Below are 21,605 nucleotides of genomic sequence, written 5' to 3' on the forward strand. Positions count from 1 at the left end.
ACAGTCAGACCGACCGGGGAACCCGAATCGGTGACCATGTGCGCAATGCGGTCGGCCGGGTAGGTCGGGTCGATCGGCACGAAGGCGGCACCGGACTTGGCGACCGCCCATTCGGCGAAGTAGGAGTCGTCCGAGCGCGGCACGGCGATCGCGACCAGATCTTCGGTGCCGAGGCCACGCTCGATCAGCAAGCGAGCCAAGCGGTTCGAGCGTTCGTCGAGCTCGCCGTAGGACAGACTGCGCCCCTGGAACACCACCGCGGGTGCGGCCGGGTCGATGGCGGCGGCCTCGGCGATCAGGTCGGGTAGCGTCCGCGCGACCGTAGCCTGCGGGCCGGTGCGGGCGGTCAGGTCAGCCCGTTCCGCGGCATCGAGCACGTCGATCTGGCCGACCGCGATGGCCGGGTCGGCGACGATGGCCTCGAGCACCCGCTGCCACCGCTGCGCGATCTCCGCAGCAGTGGACTCGTCGAACAGCTCGGTGGCGTAGGTGAGCGCCAAAGCCATTCCGGCCGTGCCTGGTTCACCCAGCTCCGACAGCGTGAACTGCAGGTCGAAGCGCGCGACATTCTCTTCGAGGTCGAGCGCGGACACCGAGAGCCCGGGCAGTTCGAGGCTGGTGCGATCCAGGTTCTGGAAGGCGAGCATCACCTGGAACAGCGGGTTACGCGCCTGCGAGCGTTCCGGTGCGAGCAGTTCCACCAGTCGCTCGAACGGCACGTCGGCGTTGCCGTACGCGTCCAGGTCGGTGCGCCGCACCCGATCGACCAGCTCGGTGAACGATTCGGCGGCGTCGATGCCGGTGCGCAGCACCAGGGTGTTGACGAACATGCCGACCAGATCGTCGAGCGCCTGCTCGCCGCGGCCCGCGATCGGCGTGCCGACCGCGATGTCGTCCGCGCCGGACAGCCGCGACAGCAGCACCGTCAGCGCGCCGTGCATCACCATGAACAGCGACGCACCGCGTTGCCGCGCAATGTCTTCCAGCCCGGCGATCAGTTCGCCGGGCAGCTCGCGGTGCAGCGTCGCGCCGCGGAACGAGGCGATCGCCGGACGCGGGCGGTCCGCGGGCAGCGTCAGCTCGTCCGGCACACCGTCGAGGACCTGCTGCCAGTGCGCCACCTGGCGCGCCAGCAGCGAGTCCGAATCGTCTTCGGTGCCAAGGACTTCACGCTGCCAGACGGCGAAGTCGGCGTACTGCACGGCCAGCGGTGCCCAGCCGGGCGCGCTGTCCTGGGCGCGCGCCGAGTAGGCCAGCATCACGTCGCGGGTCAGCGGCCCCATCGAGAAGCCGTCCGCCGCGATGTGGTGCACCACCACGACGAGTACGTGCTCGTCGGGGCCCGCGCTGTAGAGCCTGGTGCGCAGCGGAACCTGTTCGGCCACATCGAATCCGGTGGTGACGAAGTCGGTCACCACGGCGGTCAGCTCGGCCGGATCCACCTGCACCGGGTGCAGGTCGAGCGCGATGTTCTCGGCGGGCACGATCACCTGGACCGGGGTACCGCCGTGCTCGGGGTAGCGGGTGCGCAGCGACTCGTGCCTGCGCACCACGTCGGCCACCGCGAGCCGCAGCGCGGCCACGTCGAGCGCGCCGGTCAGGCGGATGGCGACCGGCAGGTTGTAGGCCGCCGAGGAGGTGTCGTACTTGTTGAGGAACCACATGCGCTGCTGCGCGAACGACAGCGGCACCAGCTCGTCGGCCTTGCGCGGCCTGGCGACCAGCCTGGCCCGCGCGGCGCCGTCGGCGTGCGATTCCACCCGCGCGGCCAGGGCGGCCACGGTGGGCGCCTCGAACAGCGCGCGCACCGCGACGGTGGTGCCGAGCGCGGCGCCGATGCGGGAGACGACCCTGGTGGCGATGAGCGAGTTACCACCGAGATCGAAGAAGTCGTCGTCGACACCGACCCGTGGCAGGTCGAGCACCTCGGCGAACACCGCCGCCACCGTCTCCTGCACCGGGGTGACCGGCGCGCGGAAGGCACGCGACTGCACAGCGGGCGCCGGCAGCGCACGGCGATCGAGCTTTCCGTTGACCGTCAACGGAATCCACTCGAGCCGCACCAGCGCGGCGGGCACCATGAACGACGGCAGCCGCTCGGCGGCACCGTCACGCACCCGGTCGAGCAGCGGCACGACGTCGGGCTCCGCGACCACGTAGGCCACGATCCGCTGATCGCCCGGCTGGTCCTCGCGCACGATGACCGCCGCCTGGGCGATGCCGGGCTGGGCCAGGATGGCGGACTCGATCTCGCCGAGTTCGATGCGGAAGCCGCGGACCTTTACCTGATCGTCGGCGCGGCCGAGGTATTCGAGCTCGCCGAAGCGGTTCCAGCGCGCCAGGTCGCCGGAGCGGTACAGGCGCGAGCCCGCCGCGTCGGAGCCGCCGAGCGGGTTGGCGACGAAACGGGTGGCGGACAGGTCGGGACGACCGAGGTAGCCGCGCGCCAATTGCGGTCCGGCCACATACATTTCGCCCGCGACACCGACCGGGACCGGCCGCAGCCGGTTGTCGAGCACATACACCCGCAGACCGGCGATGGCGCGGCCGACCACGCTGCCGGAGGCGGCGGCGATGGTCGCGGCGTCCAGTGCGCGGTAGGAGACGTGCACCGTGGTCTCGGTGATGCCGTACATGTTGACCAGCAGCGGAAACCCCGCCGCGGAGCTCGCGGAGGCGTTCTCGGGCCCGGCGCCGTGGCGGGCAACCCAATCCGAGAGCCTGCGCAGCTCGAGCGCCTCGCCGCCGAACACCACGTAGCGCAGGGCCAGCGGGGTGGCGTCGGGCGCGGCGTTGCGATCCGCTTCCGCCAGTTGATAGAACGCGGACGGAGTCTGGTTGAGCACCGTAACCCGCTCCGCGCGCAGCAGTTCCAGGAACTGCTCCGGCGAGCGCGAGGTGTAGTAGTCGACCACCACGAGGGTGCCGCCGAACAGCAGCGGGCCCCACAGCTCCCACACCGAGAAGTCGAAGGCGTAGGAGTGGAACAGCGTCCACACATCGTCGGGGCCGAAGTTGAAGTCGCGATCGGTATTCGCGAACAGCCGCACCACATTCCGGTGTGTGACGGCGACGCCCTTGGGGCGGCCGGTCGAACCGGAGGTGTAGATCACGTACGCGACGTGGTCGGGCGAGAGTGCCGCGTTGCGGTCCGCGTCGGTGATCGGCGCGTCGTCGGCGTCCTCGACATTGCCGGTCTCCACGGCGAAGCCGTCCAGCACCACGCTCGGCAGGTCCACCGGCACCGTCACCTGGACCGTCGAGTCCAGGATCACGCTGGTCGGCTGCGAATCCCCCAGCACGTAGGCGATGCGTTCCGCCGGGTAGGTCGGGTCCACCGGCACATAGCCCGCACCGGTCTTGACCACCGCGACCAGCGCGACGACCAAATCGAGCGAGCGCGGCAGGATCACCGCGACCAGCGACTCGGGCCCGGCGCCGTCCGCGATCAGCCTGCGCGCCAAGATATTCGCGCGCCGATCCAGCTCGCCGTAGGTGAGTGTTTCGACGCCGAAGCGGGCCGCCGTGCGGTTCGGATGCGCGGCGACGGCCGCGTCGAACACGGTGACCAGAGTGGCCCCGGATTGATCGAAAACACCTGCGCTGTATCTATTGGTGGCGCTCCCGGTGCGCTCCGTGGTTACGCCGGCTGCCGCCTCCGCGCCCGTCGCTCGCGCCACGGCGTCCATCCCGGAGGACACCCAGCGCTGCGAGACATCGAGCCGCTCGGACTCGCCGAGCAGGTCGATGTCACCGACGGCGATCTCGGGATCCTCGGCGATGGTGTGCAGCACGCGCACCAGCCGGTCGGCGAACGAGGCCACCGTCTCCGGATCGAACAGCTCGGTCGCGTAGTTCCACGACATGGAGAGTGCGCCGTCGGCGGTCTCGCCGACGGTCAGCTGCACGTCGAACTTGGCGGTGCCCGCGTCGAATTCGACGACATCGAGATCCAGGCCGGGCAGTTCGACGGTGCCCATATCGGCGGCCGAGGCCGCCTCGAAGGTCAGCGCGACCTGGAACAGCGGATGATGCGCCTGCGAGCGGGCCGGGCTGATCACATCCACCAGCCGCTCGAACGGCACATCGGCATTGCCGAAGGCCGTCAGATCGGTCCGGCGCACCTGCTCGAGCAGCTCGCTGAACCGCGCGGCGGGATCGACCTCGCTGCGCAGCACCAGCGTGTTGACGAACATGCCGACCAGGTCATCGAGGGCCCGCTCGCCACGTCCGGCGATCGGGGTGCCGATGGCGATGTCGGAACTGTTGGACAGCCTGCTCGCCCACGCGGCCAGCGCGGCGTGCACCACCATGAACAACGTGACCCCGCGACGACGGGCCAGTTCGGCCAGCGCGGCGTGCAGTTCGGCATCGACCGAGAAGTTGTGCGTGCCACCGGCATTGGAGGCGATCTCGGGACGCGGCCGGTCGGCGGGCAGCTCGATCTGATCGGGCAGATCGCGCAGTTGCTCGGTCCAGTACGCGATCTGCTGGGCCGCAACGGATTCCGGATCGTGCTCGATGCCGAGCACGTCGCGCTGCCACAACGAGTAATCGGCGTACTGCACGTCCAACGGTGCCCAGGACGGTGTTTCACCGCGGGTGCGCTCGCTGTAGGCGACGACCACGTCGCGCAGCAGCGGCCGCAGCGAGAAGCCGTCGGCGCTGATGTGGTGCATGACCAGCACCACGACGTGGTTGCGCGCGTCGAGGCTGAGCAGGCTTGCGCGGAACGCGATCTCGCGGGTCACGTCGAAGTGGAAGCCGGCCAGCTCGACGATGCGCGCGGGCAGCTCGTCGGCGGTCACCGGCTCGGCGGTGACCGGGAACGACACCTCGGAAACCGGCAGGATGCGCTGGTAGCCGACGCCTTCCACCTCGGGGTACACGGTGCGCAGCGCCTCGTGGCGGGCCAGCACATCGCCGATGGCGGCATTCAGCGCATCGATATCGAGGTCACCGGTGAGCCGGATGGCGACCGGGATGTTGTTGACCGCGGTGCGGTTGTCGAACCGGTTGAGGAACCACATCCGCTGCTGTGCCAGCGACAGCGGGACCAGGCCGGAGCGCTCCTGCGGCACCAGCGGCGCCCGGCCGCCTTGTCCGGCAGCCGATTCCACGCGTGCGGCCAGCGCGGCGACACTCGACGCCTCGAACAGCGCGCGCACCGGAACCTGGGTATCCAACGCCTCGCCGAGGCGAGCCGCCACCTGGGTGGCGACCAGCGAGTTGCCGCCGAGCTCGAAGAAGTCGTCGTCCAGGCCCACGCGCTCGACACCGAGCACCGCGGCGAAGGTATCGGCGACGATCTCCTGCACCGGGGTGGCCGGCGCGCGGAAGATCTTGGCCGCGAACGTCGGTTCGGGCAGTGCCCGGCGATCCAGCTTGCCGGACGGGTTCAGCGGGAACTCGTCGAGCTCCACATAGGCCGAGGGCACCATGTACGCGGGCAGCTGCGCACCGAGCGCGGTCTTGACCGACTCGACGTCCAATGCCCGATCCGGGTTACCGACCACATAGGCGACCAGCTGATCGCCGGTCCGCTCGTCGGTGCGCACCAGCACGACCGCCTGCGCCACCGAATCCAGTGCGGTAAGCGCGTTCTCGATCTCGCCGAGCTCGATGCGCAGGCCGCGCAGCTTCACCTGGAAGTCGGTGCGGCCCAGGTACTCCAGCTCGCCGTCCTCCGTCCAGGAGACCAGGTCGCCGGTGCGGTACATGCGCTGGGCATCGCCGAACGGGTTCGCGATGAACCGGTCGGTGGTCAGGTCCGGGCGGGCCACGTACCCGTGCGCCAGCTGCGCGCCGGCCAGATACAGCTCGCCGGGCACGCCGACCGGAACCGGCCGCAGCCGCGAATCCAGCACGTACACCTGAGTGTTGAACACCGGGGCGCCGATCGGCACCGAGCTGGTGTCGGCCTCGGTCACCTCGTGGAAGGTGACGTCGACGGCGGCCTCGGTGGGGCCGTACAGGTTGTGCAGCCTGGCACCGGTCAGCGCGCGCAGTCGCTGCGCGGTGACGGCGGGCAGCGCCTCACCCGAGGCGAAAACATTACGCAGGCTGACGCATTCGCCCGCGCGCTCCTCGGCGACGAACACCGAGAGCATCGACGGCACGAAATGCACCGTGCTGACCCGCTCTTCGATGATCAGCCGAGCCAGGTACGCGGGATCGCGGTGGCCGTCCGGCTTGGCGACGACCAGGCGGGCGCCGACCTGTAAGGGCCAGAAGAACTCCCACACCGACACGTCGAAGGTGGCCGGCGTCTTCTGCAGCACCACGTCGTAGGCGGCGAGGCCGTACTCCGCGTGCATCCAGACCAGCCGGTTGACGATGGCCGCGTGCGAGACAGCGACACCCTTCGGCCGACCGGTCGAACCCGAGGTGAAGATCACGTACGCGGTGTTGGCCGGGCGCAGCGGCTTGTGCCGGTCCGCGTCGGTCAGCGGCGCGTCGGAGAACTCGGACAGGTCGAGCTCGTCGATGCGCACCTGCCGGGAGCCCGTGGACGCCAGGCCGGTGCCGGAGGTCAGCACGCACACCGGGCGCGCGGTTTCCAGGATGTAGTCGGTGCGCTCGGCCGGGTGATCCGGATCGAGCGGCACGTACGCGCCACCGGCCGCGTTCACCGCGTACATGCCGACGACGAGATCGATCGAGCGCCGCATGCCAAGGGCGACATACGATTCCGGGCCGACGCCGTTCTGCTTCAGCCAGCGCGCCAGCCGGTGCACCCGGCCCGCGAACTCGGCGTAGGAAAGACTTGTCCCCTCGAACGTGACCGCGGCCGCGTCGGGTGTCCGCGCGACCTGCGCTTCGAACAGCGAGACCAGCGTCCCGGCGGCATCGCCGACCGGCGAGGTCAGCGCCGCGTCCACCGGGAATTCGGTGTCGTTCCACCGCTCGATGACCAGCTCACGCTCGGCCACGTCGAGCAGCTCGATATCGCCCACCGCCGCGGTCGGCTCGGCGGCGACGCCACCGAGCACGCGAAGGAAGCGCTCGGCGAAGGTATTCGCGAACGCGCCGTCGAAAAGGTCGGTGGCGTAGAGGAGTTCGGCGTCCATCGACGCCTCGGTGCCCTGCACCTCGCTCAGCGTGAGCTGCAGGTCGAACTTCGCGGTCGGCTGGTCGATGCCGAGCTCGGAGACCAGCAGGCCGGGCAGTTCGAGCGACGCGCGGCCCAGGTTCTGGAACGACAGCATCACCTGGAACAGCGGGTGCCGCGCCTGCGAACGGGCCGGGTTGAGCACCTCGACAAGCCGCTCGAACGGCACGTCGGCGTGCGCGAAGGCCTGCAGGTCACGCTCGCGCACCTGTGCGAGCAGTTCGGTGAACGACGCGTCGGTGTCGACCTGCGCACGCAACACCAGGGTGTTGACGAACATGCCGACCAGGTCGTCGAGGGCCTGCTCGCCACGACCCGCCACCGGGATGCCGATGGCGATGTCGTCGGAACCGCTCAGTCGAGCGAGCAGTGCGGCGAAGGCGCTGTGCACCACCATGAACAGCGTGGTGCCGTGCGCGTGCGCGACCCGGTTCAGCTCGTCGATCAGCTCGCCGGGCACCCGGAATCGGTGTGTCCCCGCCTGATACGACGCGACCGCGGGCCGGGGACGCCCGGCCAGGCGCAGCTCGTCGGGCAGACCGTTGAGCGCGTTGCGCCAGTAGTCGAGCTGCTCGGAGATCAGCGAGGTGGGATCGTCCTCGGAGCCGAGCGTTGCGCGCTGCCACAGCGCGAAATCCACGTACTGGACCGCGAGCGGCGGCCAGCCGGGCTCGGACTCCGAGGTGCGCGCCACGTAGGCGGTCATCAGGTCGCGGACCAGCGGCCGCATCGAGAAGCCGTCCGTCGCGATGTGATGCACCACGACAACCAGCACGTAGTCCTGCTCGCCGAGCTGGTAGGCCCGCAGCCGCACCGGCGGCTCGACCGTCACGTCGAAGCCGCGCTCGACGAATTCGTAGAGCGCGCCGAGCAATTGGCCCTCGGCGACCGGGAAGACCTCCAGGTCCGGGATCGCCCTGGTCGCGGGCAGCACCCGCTGGTAGGCGACGCCGTCCTGCGACGGGTAGACGGTGCGCAGCGATTCGTGCCGCGCGACCACGTCGGCGACCGCGCCGCGCAGCGAGGCCAGATCCAGCGCTCCTTCCAGCCGCACCGCGGCCGGAATGTTGTTGGCGGCCGAGTCGGCGTCGAAGCGGTTGAGGAACCACATCCGCTGCTGCGCCAGCGACAGCGGCGGCCGCTCGGGGCGCACCTGTGCCGTAAGCGCCTGGCGCGCACCGGTTCCCGCCCGCGATTCGACGCGGGCGGCCAGCGCGGCCACGGTGGGCGCCTCGAACAGCGCGCGCACACCGACCTCGGTGTCCAGCGCCGCGCTCAGCCGCGCCACCACCTGGGTGGCCACCAGGGAGTTGCCGCCGAGCTCGAAGAAGTCGTCGTCCACGCCGACGCGCGGCAGCCCGAGCAGCTCGGCGAAGACCTCCGCCACGATCTCCTCGATCGGGGTGGCGGGCGCACGGAAACGCTTGGCCTCGAACACCGGAGCGGGCAGCGCCCGGCGATCGAGCTTGCCGCTGGCGTTCACCGGGAACGCGTCGAGCACGACCAGCGCGGCCGGAATCATGTAGCCGGGCAGCAGACCGGCGAGTGCGGCCTTGACCGCGTCGGTGTCGATGACCGAATCCGCTTCGGCGACTAGGTAACCCACCAGCTGATCGCCGGCGTGCGCGTCGGTCCGCACCACCACGACCGACTGCGCGATGCCGGGCTGGGTCAGCAGCGCGGCCTCGATCTCGCCGAGCTCGATGCGCAGGCCGCGCAGCTTCACCTGGAAGTCGGTGCGGCCCAAGTACTCCAGCTCACCAGCCGCCGGCCCACCCGTCGCCCGGCCACCACCCCTCATCGAATCGCTTCGCGATGCGGTCGTCCATCGGACCAAGTCACCGGTGCGGTACATCCGTGCACCCGGGGCGCCGTACGGATTGGCGACGAAACGATCCGAGGTCAGATCCGACCGGCCGAGGTAACCCAGCGCGAGCTGATCGCCCGCGAGATAGAGCTCACCCGCGACACCCGGTGCGACCGGGTGCAACCTGGCGTCGAGCACGAAGACCCTGGTGTTCCACACGGGTCGGCCGATCGGCACCGAGACCGAATCCGCGTCCGTCACTTCGTGATACGTGACGTCGACCGCGGCCTCGGTCGGGCCGTACAGGTTGTGCAGCTTGGCACCGGTCAGCTCGCGCAGGCGCTGCGCGGTTTGCGCGGGCAACGCCTCGCCCGAGGCGAACACCTGCCGCAGCGACGACGGGTACCCGTCCGCGTCACCGTTCTCGTTGCCGAGGGTGGACACGAACACCGACATCATCGACGGCACGAAATGCGCCGTGGTGATGCCGTGTTCGGCGATGAGCTGCGCCAGGTACACCGGATCGCGATGGCCGTCCGGCTTCGCGACGACCAGTCGCGCGCCGGTCTGCAAGGGCCAGAAGAACTCCCACACCGACACGTCGAAGGTGGCCGGCGTCTTCTGTAGCACGGCGTCGCCGGGCCCGATCGGGTACTCGTGCTGCATCCACAGCAGTCGGTTGACGATCGCGGCATGGCTGACCGCCACACCCTTCGGGCGGCCGGTCGACCCGGAGGTGAAGATGACGTAGGCGGTGTTGCCCGGCCGAAGCGGTTGGGTGCGTTCGGCATCGGTGATCGGCGCGCCGCTGGAGGCGGCGATGCCTGGCACGCCCTCGATGCCCTCGATCGCGATGACCGAGACCTCACGCTGCAGGTCGATGCCGAACCCGTCCGCGGAGCGGTACAGGATCATCCGCGGGCGTGCGGTGTCGACGATGTGGTTGATCCGGTCGGCGGGCTGATCCGGGTCGAGCGGCACATACGCCGCACCCGTCTGCAGCACCGCGTACATCGCGATGACCAGTTCGTTGGAGCGGCGGATGGACAGCGCGACCAGCGATTCCGGTCCGACGCCCGCCTTGATCAGCTGTCTGGCGATCCGGTTGGCCCGCACCTGCAGTTCGCGGTAGGTGAGCCGCTCCTCGTCGAAGACCAGCGCGGTCGCGTCCGGCGTCGCCGCGGCCTGCGCGTCGAACAGCGAGACCAGCGTTTCGCCGGGCACCTGCCGCGCGGTGTCGTTCCAGTCGACGAGCACCTGTGCATGCTCTTCGGGCACCAGCAGGTCGATGTCGCCGATCGGCACGTTCGGGTCGGCGGTGACCGCCGCGAGCACCCGGTCGAGCCTGCGCGCGAACGCGGCAACCGTGTCCTCGTCGAAAAGGTCTTCGGCGTAGGAGAATTCGGCCGACATACCGGCCGCGTCGCCCAGCTCGTCCTGGGTCTCCTGCAGGGTCAGCTGCAGGTCGAACTTGGCCAGGCGCGCGTCGTAGTCGACGCCGTTGACCGAGAGTCCTGGCAGCTCCAGGCTGGCCTGCCTGGTGTTCTGGAAGGTCAGCATCACCTGGAACAGCGGATGCCTGGCCTGCGAACGGGCCGGGTTGAGCACCTCGACGAGGCGCTCGAACGGCACGTCCGCGTGGGCGAACGCGTGCAGGTCCTTCTCCCTGGCCTGCGCGAGCAGATCGGCGAAGCCGGCCGCGCCGTCCACCTCGGTGCGCAGCACGAGCGTGTTGACGAACATGCCGATCAGATCGTCCAGCGCGGCCTCACCGCGGCCGGCCACCGGCGTGCCGATGGCAATGTCACCGGTGCCGCTCGCGCGGGCGAGCAGCACGGCGAGCGCGCTGTGCATCACCATGAACAGCGAGGCATTGTGCCTGCGGCCCAGGTCGACCAGCGCGCGCTGGGTCTCACCGGAGATCACGAACGGATAGGTGCCGCCGCGATAGGACGCCGCCGCGGGGCGCGGCCGGTCGGAGGGCAGCACCAATTCGTCCGGCAGATCGGCGAGTTCGCGGGCCCAGTAGCGAATCTGGTTAGCGATCAACGAACTCGGGTCGTCCTCGGAGCCGAGCACCTCGCGCTGCCACAGCGCGTAGTCCGCGTACTGCACGGGCAGCGCCGACCAGGCGGGCGCCTCCCACGAGGTGCGCGCGGCGTAGGCCACCATCACGTCGCGGGCCAGCGGGCCCATCGACCAGCCGTCGGCGGAGATGTGGTGCACCACCATGCCGAGCACGTACTCGGTCTCGCTGACCTCGAAAAGCCTTGCGTGCAAGGGCACTTCGTTGGTCACATCGAACGCCATCGAGGCGAGCTGGACCAAGTGGTCGATCAGGTTGTGCTCGGTCACCGGGATCGGCGTCAGGTCGGGCACGATCTGCGCCGCGTCGAGGACCACCTGCACCGGCCCGGTCTTGGTCTCCGGGAACACGGTACGCAGCGACTCGTGCCGGTCGATCACGTCGATGACGGCGACCTGCAGCGCGGCCACGTCGAGGTCGCCGGACAGCCGGATGGCGACCGGGATGTTGTTGACCGCGGACGCGGTGTCGAACCGGTTGAGGAACCACATGCGCTGCTGCGCAAGCGAAAGCGGCACTTCCTCCGGACGGACCCGGGCCACCAGCGCCTTGCGCGCGCCGTCACCGGCGTGCGATTCCACCCGCGCCGCGAGCGCCGCGACGGTGGACGCCTCGAACAGCATGCGCACCGGAACACGGGTGTCCAGCGCGATGCCGAGGCGCGAGGCGACCTGGGTCGCGATCAGCGAGTTGCCGCCGAGCTCGAAGAAGTCGTCGTCGACACCGACCCGGTTGACGCCGAGCACCTCGCCGAAGATCTGCGCGACGATTTCCTCGATCGGCGTTGTCGGCGCACGGAATTCGCGCACCTCGAACATCGGCGCGGGCAGCGCCTTGCGGTCCAGCTTGCCCGACGGGTTGAGCGGGAGCGCCTCGAGCACCACGATCGCCGACGGCACCATGTAGGCGGGCAGCGTGCGGTGCAGCGCGTTCTTGATGTTGTCGATATCGACCGGACCCGCCGGGGTGACCACGTAGGACACCAGCTGATCGCCGGTGACGGTGTCCAGCACGAGCACGACCGCCTGGGTGACGGCCGGGTGGTCGAGCAGCGCGGCCTCGATCTCGCCGAGCTCGATGCGCTGACCGCGGAACTTCACCTGGAAGTCGGTACGGCCGATGTATTCCAGCACGCCCGCGGCGCCGACCTCGGGGTCGTGCGGCTCGACCCAGCGGACCAGGTCGCCGGTGCGGTAGAGGCGGCTGCCCGGCGCGCCGAACGGGTTGGCGACGAAGCGTTCCGCGCTCAGGTCGGGGCGGCCGTGGTAGCCGCGGGCGGTCTGTACGCCGCCCATGTACAGCTCACCGGGCACGCCGACGGGGACCGGATCCAGGCCCTCGTCGAGCACGTAGGCCTGCGCGTTCCACACCGGGCGCCCGATCGGCACCGAGATGGGCGCGACCTCGTTGAGGTGCCATGCGGTGGCGTGCACCGTGAACTCGGTCGGGCCGTACAGGTTGTGCATCGCGGCGGTGGAGAACTGCCGGAACGCGGCGACGGTGGCCGGCGGCAACGCCTCACCGGCGACGAGAACCGCACGCAGCGAGGCGCATTCGGCGGTGGACGCGGCACCGGCGAACACCGAGAGCATCGACGGCACGAACGAGGTCATGGTGACCTGGTGCCGTCCGATGATCTCGGAGAGGTACATCGGATCGCGGTGCCCGTCGGGCGCGGCGATGAGCATGCGGGCACCGACGGCCAAGGAGCCGAACAATTCCCACACCGACACGTCGAAGGTGACCGGCGTCTTCTGCAGCACCACATCGGCGGGGCCGATCCGGTATTCGCCGGTGATCCAGGCGATCTGGTTGAGCACGCTGGCGTGGCTGACGGCCACGCCCTTGGGCCGGCCGGTGGAGCCGGAGGTGTAGAGCACGTACGCGGTGTTCGTCGCGCGCAGCGGTGCGCGGCGCTCGGCGTCGGTGATCGGCTCGTCGCCGAATTCGCTCAAATCCAGGGTGTCGAGGGCGATCACCGGGCAGTTGTCGGACGTGACGTCGTCGGACAGGGTGGTCAGCACGCACACCGGCGTCGAGTTCGCCAGCACGTAGTCGGTGCGTTCGGCCGGGTGATCGGGGTCGATCGGCACGTAGCCGCCGCCCGCGGTCATGGTGGCGTAGATGGCGATCAGCATGTCCACCGAGCGGCGGATGCCGACGGCGACCAACGATTCCGGGCCGACGCCCTCGGCGATCAGCTTGCGCGCCAAGCGGTTCACCCGCGCCGAGAACTCGGCGTAGCTCAGCCGCACCTGCGGGCCGAATTCACCGGCGCTACGGGTGCCGCCGTCGAACAGGACGGCGATGTCGTTCGGGCGCAGGCGGACCTGTTCCTCGAACAGATCCAGCACGGTCGCCGCGGGTAACTCGTGCGCGGTCTGGTTCCAGCCGGTGAGCACGAGCGCGCGCTCGGCGTCGTCGAGGATGTCGATGTCGCGCACCGCGGACTGCGGTGTGGTGACGGCGGCTTCCAGCACGCGCAGGTAGCGGCGGCCGAATTCGGCGACGGTCGCGGCATCGAACAGATCGGTGGCAAAGGAGACCACGGCCGCCATACCCGCCGGTTCGCCTTGCGCGCCGCGCTCTTCGGTGACGGTCCACTGCAGGTCGAACTTGGCGATGTCGACGTCGAGCTCGTCGGCGGTGACCGAGAGACCGGGCAGTTCCAGTGCGGCGTGCGACATTTCCTGGAACGACAGCATCACCTGGAACAGCGGGTGCCGCGCCTGCGAGCGGGTCGGGTTGAGCACCTCGACGAGGCGCTCGAACGGCACGTCGGCGAACGCGAACGCGGCGAGGTCGGTTTCCCTGGTGCGGGTGAGGAACTCGGTGAACGGCTCGCTGCCGTCGACCTCCGAGCGCAGCACCAGCGTGTTGACGAACATGCCGATCAGGTCGTCGAGTGCCTGCTCACCACGCCCGGCGACCGGGGTACCGATGGCGATGTCGTTGGTGCCGGACAAACGCGCCAGCAGCACCGCGAGCGAGGCGTGCATGACCATGAACAGGCTGACGCCCTGTGCCCGCGCCAACGCCGAAAGCCGCTGGTGCAGTTCGGCATCGATGTCGAAGCTGACCCGGCCACCGCTGAAGCTCTGCACCGACGGGCGCGGACGATCCGCGGGCAGGTCGAGCTGATCCGGCAAACCGGCCAAAGCCCTACGCCAGTAAGCGATTTCGCGGGCCGCCATGGAACCGGGGTCGGATTCGGCGCCGAGCAGCTCGCGCTGCCAGACGCTGAAGTCCTGATACTGCACCGGCAGCGGCGCCCAGCTCGGCGCCTGCCCCGCGGCGCGCGCAAGGTAGGCGGCGGCCACGTCGCGGGCCAGCGGGCCGAACGAGAAGCCGTCCGCGGCAATGTGATGCACCACGAAAGCGACCGCGTAATCGGCGGTGCCGTTGCCGTTGCCGCCGGTCACCGCATAGACCCGGACCCGGATCGGCAGTTCCCGCGACACATCGAAGCCGGTGGACGCGAACGCGGTGAGTACACCGTGCAATTCGGCTTCGTCGATCGGCTCGATCGCAATGCCGAGGTCCACCTGATCGACCGGCAGCACCTGCTGGTAGCCGCCGTCGCCGGACTCGGGGAAGATCGTGCGCAGCGACTGCTGGCGCGCGACCACATCGATCAGCGCGGCCTGCAGCGCGTCCAGGTCGACCTCGCCGCGCAACCGCACCACGAACGGCAGGTTGTAGGCGGGCACGGTCGAGTCGAACTGGTTGATGAACCACATCCGCTGCTGCGACAGCGACAGCGGCACCCGCTCGGGCAGCTGCTGGGCCACCAGCGGCGGCCGGGCGCCCTCGGTCTGGCTGGCGTTCTCCGCGCGGGCGGCGATCCCGGCCACGGTCGGCGACTCGAACAGCGCGCGCACCCCGATCTGGGTGCTGAACGCGACGCCGATCCGCGACACCACCTGGGTCGCGACCAGCGAGTTGCCGCCGAGATCGAAGAAATTGTCGTCGATGCCGATGCGGTCCTGGCTCAGCACGTCGGCGAAGATGCCCGCGACGATCTGCTCGGCCTGGGTACGCGGGGCGCGGAAGCTCGTCGCGTCCACGCTGAACACCGGCTCCGGCAGCGCCTTTCGGTCCAGCTTGCCGGAGGTGTTGAGCGGGAAGGCGTCCAGCACCATGACCGACGCGGGCACCATGTAGCTCGGCAGCTTCTCGGCCGCGAACCTGGTCAACTCGGTCGGATCGATCGAATGACCCGGCGCGGGAACCACATACGCCACCAGCTGCTGACCGGTGGCGGTATCCATCACCAGGACAATGGCCTGACTGACCGCCGGGTGGGCGAGCAGATCGGTCTCGATCTCGCCGAGCTCGATGCGCTGGCCACGGAACTTCACCTGGAAGTCGGTGCGGCCGATGTATTCCAGCGTGCCCGCGTCGTTCCAGCGCACCAGGTCGCCGGTGCGGTACATGCGTTCGCCGTTGTCCGACAACGGGTTCGCGACGAAACGATCCGCGCTCAGATCCGGGCGGCCGCGGTAGCCGCGGGCCAGCTGACGGCCACCGAGGTAGAGCTCACCCGGTGCGCCGATCGCGGCCGGTCGCAGCCGCGAATCCAGCACGTAGACCGAGACATTCCACTCCGGGATACCGATCGGCACGGTCACCGTGTCGGCGGCGGTCGCCTCCCAATAGGTCACCGAGACCGCGGCCTCGGTGGGGCCGTACAGGTTGTGCAGTCCGGCCGTGGTGATCGCGCGGAAACCGGCGGCGGTCTCCGGCGGCAGTGCCTCACCGATCACGAAAACCGCACGCAGCGTGGCACATTGCGCCTGCGTCGCGTGCGAGACGAACACCGTGAGCATGGACGGCACGAAGTCGGTGACGGTGACGCCGTGCCGCTCGATCATGTCCGCGACGTACAGCGGGTCACGATGCCCGTCGGGCGCGGCGATGACCAGCTTCGCGCCGACCAGCAGCGGCAGGAAGTAACCCCACAGCGACACATCGAACGTGGTCGCGGTCTTCTGCAGGTACACGTCGGCCGCGGTGAGCCGATACTCGTCGAGCATCCACAGCAGCTGGTTGACGATCGCGCGATGGGACACCGCAACGCCCTTGGGGCGTCCAGTCGAACCCGAGGTGTAGATGACGTAGGCGGTGTTGTCCGAGCGCAGCGGCGCGAGCCGGTCCGCGTCGGTCACCGGCGCGGCGGAGAACTCCGACACGTCGAGCGTATCGATGCGCACCTGCCGCACTGACTCCGGCAGTTCCACCTCGTCGGCGGACAGCGTCAGCACACAGACCGGTGCCGCGCTGTCGAGGATGTAGGCCGTGCGATCGGCCGGATGATCCGGATCGATCGGCACATACGCGCCACCGGCCTTCAGCACCGCGTGCATGCCGATGACCAGCTCGAGCGAGCGTCGCATGCCCAGCGCGACAAGCGATTCCGGGCCGACACCGTCGGCGATCAGGTATCTGGCCAGCCGGTTGACCCGCGCGTCGAACTCCGCGTAGGTGAGGGTCGCGCCCTCGAAATCGAGCGCGATGTTGTTCGGCGCCAACGGCATCTGCGTGTCGAGCAGCGCGGACAGCGTGGTGTCCGGCACGTCCTGGTCGGAGTCGTTCCACTCCAGCAGTGAGCGCTCCCGCTCGTCGGCGGTGGTGACGTCCAACGCCCAGATCGCGGCGTCGTCGTCGGCCGCGAGGAACCGGTCGAAGAACTCCAGGAAGCGCGAATGATGGCGCCGCGCTTCGTCTTCGGTGTAAAGGTTCGGGTTGGTCTCGAAGTCGATGTGCGAACGGGTACCCGCCACCGACTGATAGAAGTTGACGCCGAGATCCTCGATGCTGCCGGTGGACAGCACGTGCAGCTGGCCGACCATCGGGCCCATCACCAGCTCGTCGTGGAACAGCATGATGTTGACCCACGGACCGAAGAATTCCGTGGTCACCATGCCGTCGCCGGCCGAGTCGCGGCGGATGTCCTCGTGCCGGTATCGCTGATGCCGCAGCGCGCCGGACACCTCGACCGTCACCTGCTTGAGCAGTGCGCTGACGGTGGTGTCGTGGCCGACGTGCAGCCGCAGCGGCACGATGTTCGACGAGACACCGCCGGAGCGACGCATCGCCGCGGTGGTGCGCGCGGTCACCGGCAGGCTCAGGATGACGTCCTCGACGCCGTTCCACTGCGCCAGGTACCCCGCGAACGCGGCGAGCAGCAGCCCGGCGGGCGACGAATCATGGCGCCGCACAGCCGCATCCAGCAGCGTGTTCTGGTCATCGGACAGCGCGGCGCTGGCGATCCCGTTGATCGCGGCGGGCGGGGCGGACCGGCCGGTCAGGCTGGTGCCCTCCTCCAGCCCGGCGACCCGTTCGGCCCAGTACTCCTTGTCGGTACCGAAGCGCTTGCTCTCCCGGTAAGCCATTTCCTGCTCATAGAGCGTGTGCAGGTCGGTGGCCTTGGAGACGGCGGGCTCGGTGCCGTTCGCGTACGAGGTGTACAGCTCGGCGATCCGGTTCAGGTTGGTCATCGCGCCGAAGCCGTCGAGCGTGACGTGATGCGCCCGCGAGTACCAGTACCAGTGCTCGTCGGCCAGTTGCAGTGCCGCGACCGCGATCAGGCGGTCGGTCGTCAGATCCATCGGACGGCTGTACTCGGCACGCATCCACGCCATCGCGGCTGCGGCCGGATCGGCCTCGGCGCGCAGGTCTACATAGGTGACCTTGTCGTAGTCGGCGATGCTGTGATCGACGAACTGCAGCGGCTCGCCGTCGCGTTCGATGATGCGCAGGAAGCCCGAACCGAGCTCGTGCGAGGCGTCGATACTGGCCTGTTCCAGGATCTCGACATCCAGCGCGCCGTGCAGATCCACGTACTGCGCGATATTGACCGGCACCTGCGGGTCAACGTGCTGCGCGTACCAGATGCCCAGCTGCGCAGGAGACAGCGGGAAGTAGTCCGAACCAGCGTGCGCCCGTTCGTCACCAGCTTCGCCGTTTCCGCCGAAATCCAGCCGGTCCAACCGTAACCTCGCTTCCGGAACACCACGCAAGCGCTCCCCGACGACACCCGGACAGGACGCTCACCTATCCCAGCGTGGCGCCCGCGTCTCGGGGTTCAGTTCTCTAATCAATCAGGCAAAAAAGCTCATTGGCACTATCTGTCCGCCAGGGTGACCTTGTTACATAGGCGCGACCGCGCCCACTACCCACCGACCGGCAATGCCGGGAATCTCGCTGCAGATCACCGAACCAATCTACCGTCGTCGTCCGCACCGAACCAACCAACCTCGATAGCTGACCGACATCATCACAGGCAGTCGGGGTGTCAGTACTTTGCGGCCCTCATGTTGCAGACCTCACATCCTGCGCGACGCGCTGTGCGGGCGGCGCGGCGGGTCACCGATGGCGGGCGCGCGCCGGGTCGTAAAGGTGCGATTGCGCACAGGGCACCGTGCTCGCGAGGGCCTTGCTCACCAGGATGATCGCGGCCTGCCGCAGCCCGGCGGCCTCGACCTGAGCGGCGATATCGGTGAGGGTGCCGCGCAGGACGAGCTGGTCGGGCTGGCTGGCGCGGTACACCACGGCGACCGGACAGTCCGCGCCGTAGTCGGCGACGAGCTCGGCGGCCAGCGTGCGGATGCGGGTGATCGCGAGGTGCAGCACGAGAGTGGCGCCGGTGGCGGCGAAGTTGGCCAGCGCCTCGGTGCCGGGCATGGCGGTCGAGCGGGCCTGGGCTCGGGTCAGCACGACCGACTGCACCACCTCGGGGACGGTGAGTTCGGTGCCGAGCAGGGCGGCGGCGGCCGCATAGGCGGGGACGCCGGGGGTGATGTCCCACGAAACCCCGTGCGCGTCGAGTCTGCGGGTCTGTTCGGTGAGGGCCGAGTAGAGCGACGGGTCACCCGAGCACAGCCGGGCTACGTCCTTGCCGGATTTATCGGCGCGTACCAGGTGTTCGGTGATCTGGTCGAGGTCCAGGTGCTGGGTATCGATCAGTTCGGCGTCGGGCGCGCAATGGCCGAGCACCTCGGGGTCCAGATAGGTGCCCGCGTAGAGGCACACCGGTGACGAGCCGAGCATGGTGACCGCGCGGACGGTGAGCAGGTCGGCCGCGCCCGGCCCGGCTCCGATGAAGTGCACGGTCATGCGGGTGAGTGTAAAACGCTGTCCGGGTCAGGCCGTCGCGTCGAAGTGCGCGAGCACCTTGGTCGGCCGCAGTCGAACGACGAGTTCGCCGGGCACCCCGTTGCGCTTGCCGAATTCCTCGGCACGGTCGGCGCCCATGTAGCGGCCGCCGATCTCGGTGGCCGTCCGCACCAGCTCTTCCGGATCCTCGGACAGGGTCACGGTGCCCTGCAACTGCACCGACGGGTACGGCGCCGCCTCGACGTCGACGATCACCGCGATCCGGCCGTCGCGCGCGAACGCCTTGCCCTTGGCGGTGGTCTTGCCGGTGTTGAAAACCAGTTCGTCACCCTCGAGCACGAACCAGACCGGGGTCACCACCGGCCTGCCGTCGGCGGCAACGAACGCCACTTTGGCCGTCCGCGTGCCCGCGGAGAGGAACTCGCGCACCTGAGGATCCGACAGAGTTGCCATTGACTCACCCTAGAGCCACACAGGCGGTCGGACGGGGCAGCCGCGAGCGCATGTCGCAAGATCGGCGGGCGCTGCCGCCGAGTACCCGCCTTCTCTCAGATCGCGCCTTGTTCGCGGGCGCGGGCGACGGCCGAGGTGCGGGAGCGGACACCGAGTTTCGCGTAGATGTGCACCAGATGCGATTTGACGGTGGTTTCGCTGAGAAACAGCTCCTTGGCGATCTCGCGATTGGAGCGGCCGTCGGCGACCAGCCGCAGCACCTCGATTTCGCGCGCGCTCAAGGTGGTATCGGCGCGGCGCACGCGGGTCATCAGCTTCGAGGCCACCGCGGGCGAGAGCACGCTCTCCCCCGCCGCGGCGGAGCGGACGGCGGCGAGCAGTTCGCTGGGCGGGGTGTCCTTCAGGATGTAGCCGCAGGCGCCCGCTTCGATGGCGCCGAGGATGTCGGCGTCGGTGTCGTAGTTGGTGACCACCAAGACATTCGGCGGTTGCGGGAGTGCGCGCAGCTCGGCGGTGGCGTCCGCGCCGGACCGGCCAGGACCGAAGCTCAGGTCCATCAGCACCAGATCTACCGGGGTGGTCGCGCAGAACGCGACGGCGGCCTCGCCGGTGGGCACGTCGCCGACGACGGTGATGTCGCCGCCGCCGTCGAGCAGCGCGCGCAGGCCCGCGCGGACGATGGCGTGGTCGTCGGCCAGCAGCAGGCGGATCATGCGCGCTCCCCCGGTTCGGCCGAATCCGGTTCGGGTGCGGCGGGTTCGAGCGGGAAGGAGACGGTGACCGCGGTGTGACCGGGCTCCGATTCCACCGCCATGGTGCCGCCCTGCTGCTCCACCCGCGACCGCATGGCGGCGAGGCCGAACGAGCCGGACGGTGCGTGCGCGAGGACGTCGGGCTCGATTCCGACGCCGTCGTCCACCACGTCGAGCAGGACCTCGGCGCCGGCGTAGGTGAGCGTCAGGCGCATCCGGTCGGCCTTCGCGTGCCGCACCACATTCGAGACCGCGCCCTGCGCGATGCGCACCAGCGCCGCCTCGATCGGCATCGGAAGGCGTTCGGGGGTGCCCTCGACCACGAGTTGCGTGGCGAGCCCTGGGGCATTGGCGCGCAAGCAGATTCGCTCCAATGCCTGGGCCAGCGACTGACCGTCGAGCGCGGCGGGTGCCAATTCGGCGATGAGCCTTCGCGTTTCGGCGAGGTTCTCCGCAGCAGTTTCCCTGGCCAGCTGAATCCGTTGCATTGCGGGGTGATCCGGGGCGGACTGTTCGACGGCGTGCAGGAGCAGCTGAATGCTGCTCAAGCCCTGGGCAACGGTGTCGTGGATCTCCTGCGCCAAACGCTCGCGCTCGGACAGCTTGCCCGCTGTGCGCTCCTTATCCGCGAGTATCGCTCGGGTACTGATCAATTCGTCGATCAGCCGCTGTCGTTCGGCGGACTCGCGGAACAGCGCTTGATAACCGAGGCCGATGCCGACGGCAACCGCCGCGCCGAAGATCGGGCCGATCGCGCCCGCCACCGACCACCCGCGGTGCGCGCCGAAACCCAAGACCGCGATCGCCGTTGCCGCCGCCACCGCGAGCAGGCTCCATGGCCGCGGCAGCAGATGCAGGTAGAGGAAGAAGAGGCCGAAGGCCAGGTATCCGGCGTCGGGGGCGAGCACCACGAGGCAGAGCCACCACACCGTCAGCGCGGTCAACCAGATCGCGATACCGCCGCGCCGCCCGCTCAGGACGTGACCTGCGAAGTAGGTCGCCAGGAAGCCCGCCGTCAACGCCACCACCGGGATCGGATGCGGTGCGCCGGGCAGCAGCGCGCGCACGGCGATCACCACCGCCAATGCCGCCACCAGCACATGCAGGCCGAGCCGCAGCGCGGTGAAGACAGGCGTGAGCGGGGACGAGTGCACCCTGCCAGCTTATGTGCGGCTACCCGGGCGGCATCCATCGAAAGGTGTAAACCGCCACCCACCGTTCGATGGTGCGCCTTTCCTTCCCGCGTGCGATGGCCGCGGGCGCACCGCGCGGAACAGT

5 protein-coding genes (1 of these 5 cut by a window edge) are annotated in these 21,605 nt (G+C 69.4%); all 5 read right to left on the reverse strand.

The genetic code is table 11. The annotated features are described in order from the left end of the window. On the reverse strand, positions 1-17,996 hold the start of the coding sequence (locus tag ACIBCN_RS40265; protein WP_396997573.1) for a non-ribosomal peptide synthase/polyketide synthase. The gene continues 26,050 nt to the left of window position 1, outside the view; only the first 17,996 of its 44,046 coding nucleotides appear in the window; its start codon is at positions 17,994-17,996; its stop codon lies beyond the left edge, outside the window. Positions 17,997-18,372: 376 nt separating this feature from the next. Next, positions 18,373-19,122 (reverse strand): precorrin-4 C(11)-methyltransferase, encoded by a 750-nt coding sequence (cobM, locus tag ACIBCN_RS40270; RefSeq protein WP_396997575.1) that lies wholly within the window; start codon positions 19,120-19,122, stop codon positions 18,373-18,375. Positions 19,123-19,149: 27 nt separating this feature from the next. Continuing rightward, on the reverse strand, positions 19,150-19,575 hold the full coding sequence (locus tag ACIBCN_RS40275) for a PPOX class F420-dependent oxidoreductase (protein WP_396997577.1): 426 nt from the start codon (positions 19,573-19,575) through the stop codon (positions 19,150-19,152). A 95-nt stretch (positions 19,576-19,670) separates the two neighbouring features. Further along, a complete protein-coding gene (locus tag ACIBCN_RS40280) occupies positions 19,671-20,288 on the reverse strand; it encodes a LuxR C-terminal-related transcriptional regulator (protein ID WP_396997579.1) in 618 nt (205 codons plus the stop codon). After that, the gene (locus tag ACIBCN_RS40285) at positions 20,285-21,481 is read right to left on the reverse strand and encodes a sensor histidine kinase (RefSeq protein WP_396997581.1); all 1,197 of its coding nucleotides are present in this window, start codon (positions 21,479-21,481) and stop codon (positions 20,285-20,287) included. Before ACIBCN_RS40285 ends, ACIBCN_RS40280 begins: the two co-directional genes overlap by 4 nt. Positions 21,482-21,605 lie beyond the last annotated feature (124 nt).

This window comes from Nocardia sp. NPDC051052 (assembly GCF_044456045.1).
Classification (GTDB): domain Bacteria; phylum Actinomycetota; class Actinomycetes; order Mycobacteriales; family Mycobacteriaceae; genus Nocardia.

Coding starts and splice junctions, on each gene's coding strand:
- cobM (WP_396997575.1), bottom strand. CDS start 19,122: ATGACCGTGCACTTCATCGGAGCCGGGCCGGGCGCGGCCGACCTGCTC.
- ACIBCN_RS40275 (WP_396997577.1), bottom strand. CDS start 19,575: ATGGCAACTCTGTCGGATCCTCAGGTGCGCGAGTTCCTCTCCGCGGGC.
- ACIBCN_RS40280 (WP_396997579.1), bottom strand. CDS start 20,288: ATGATCCGCCTGCTGCTGGCCGACGACCACGCCATCGTCCGCGCGGGC.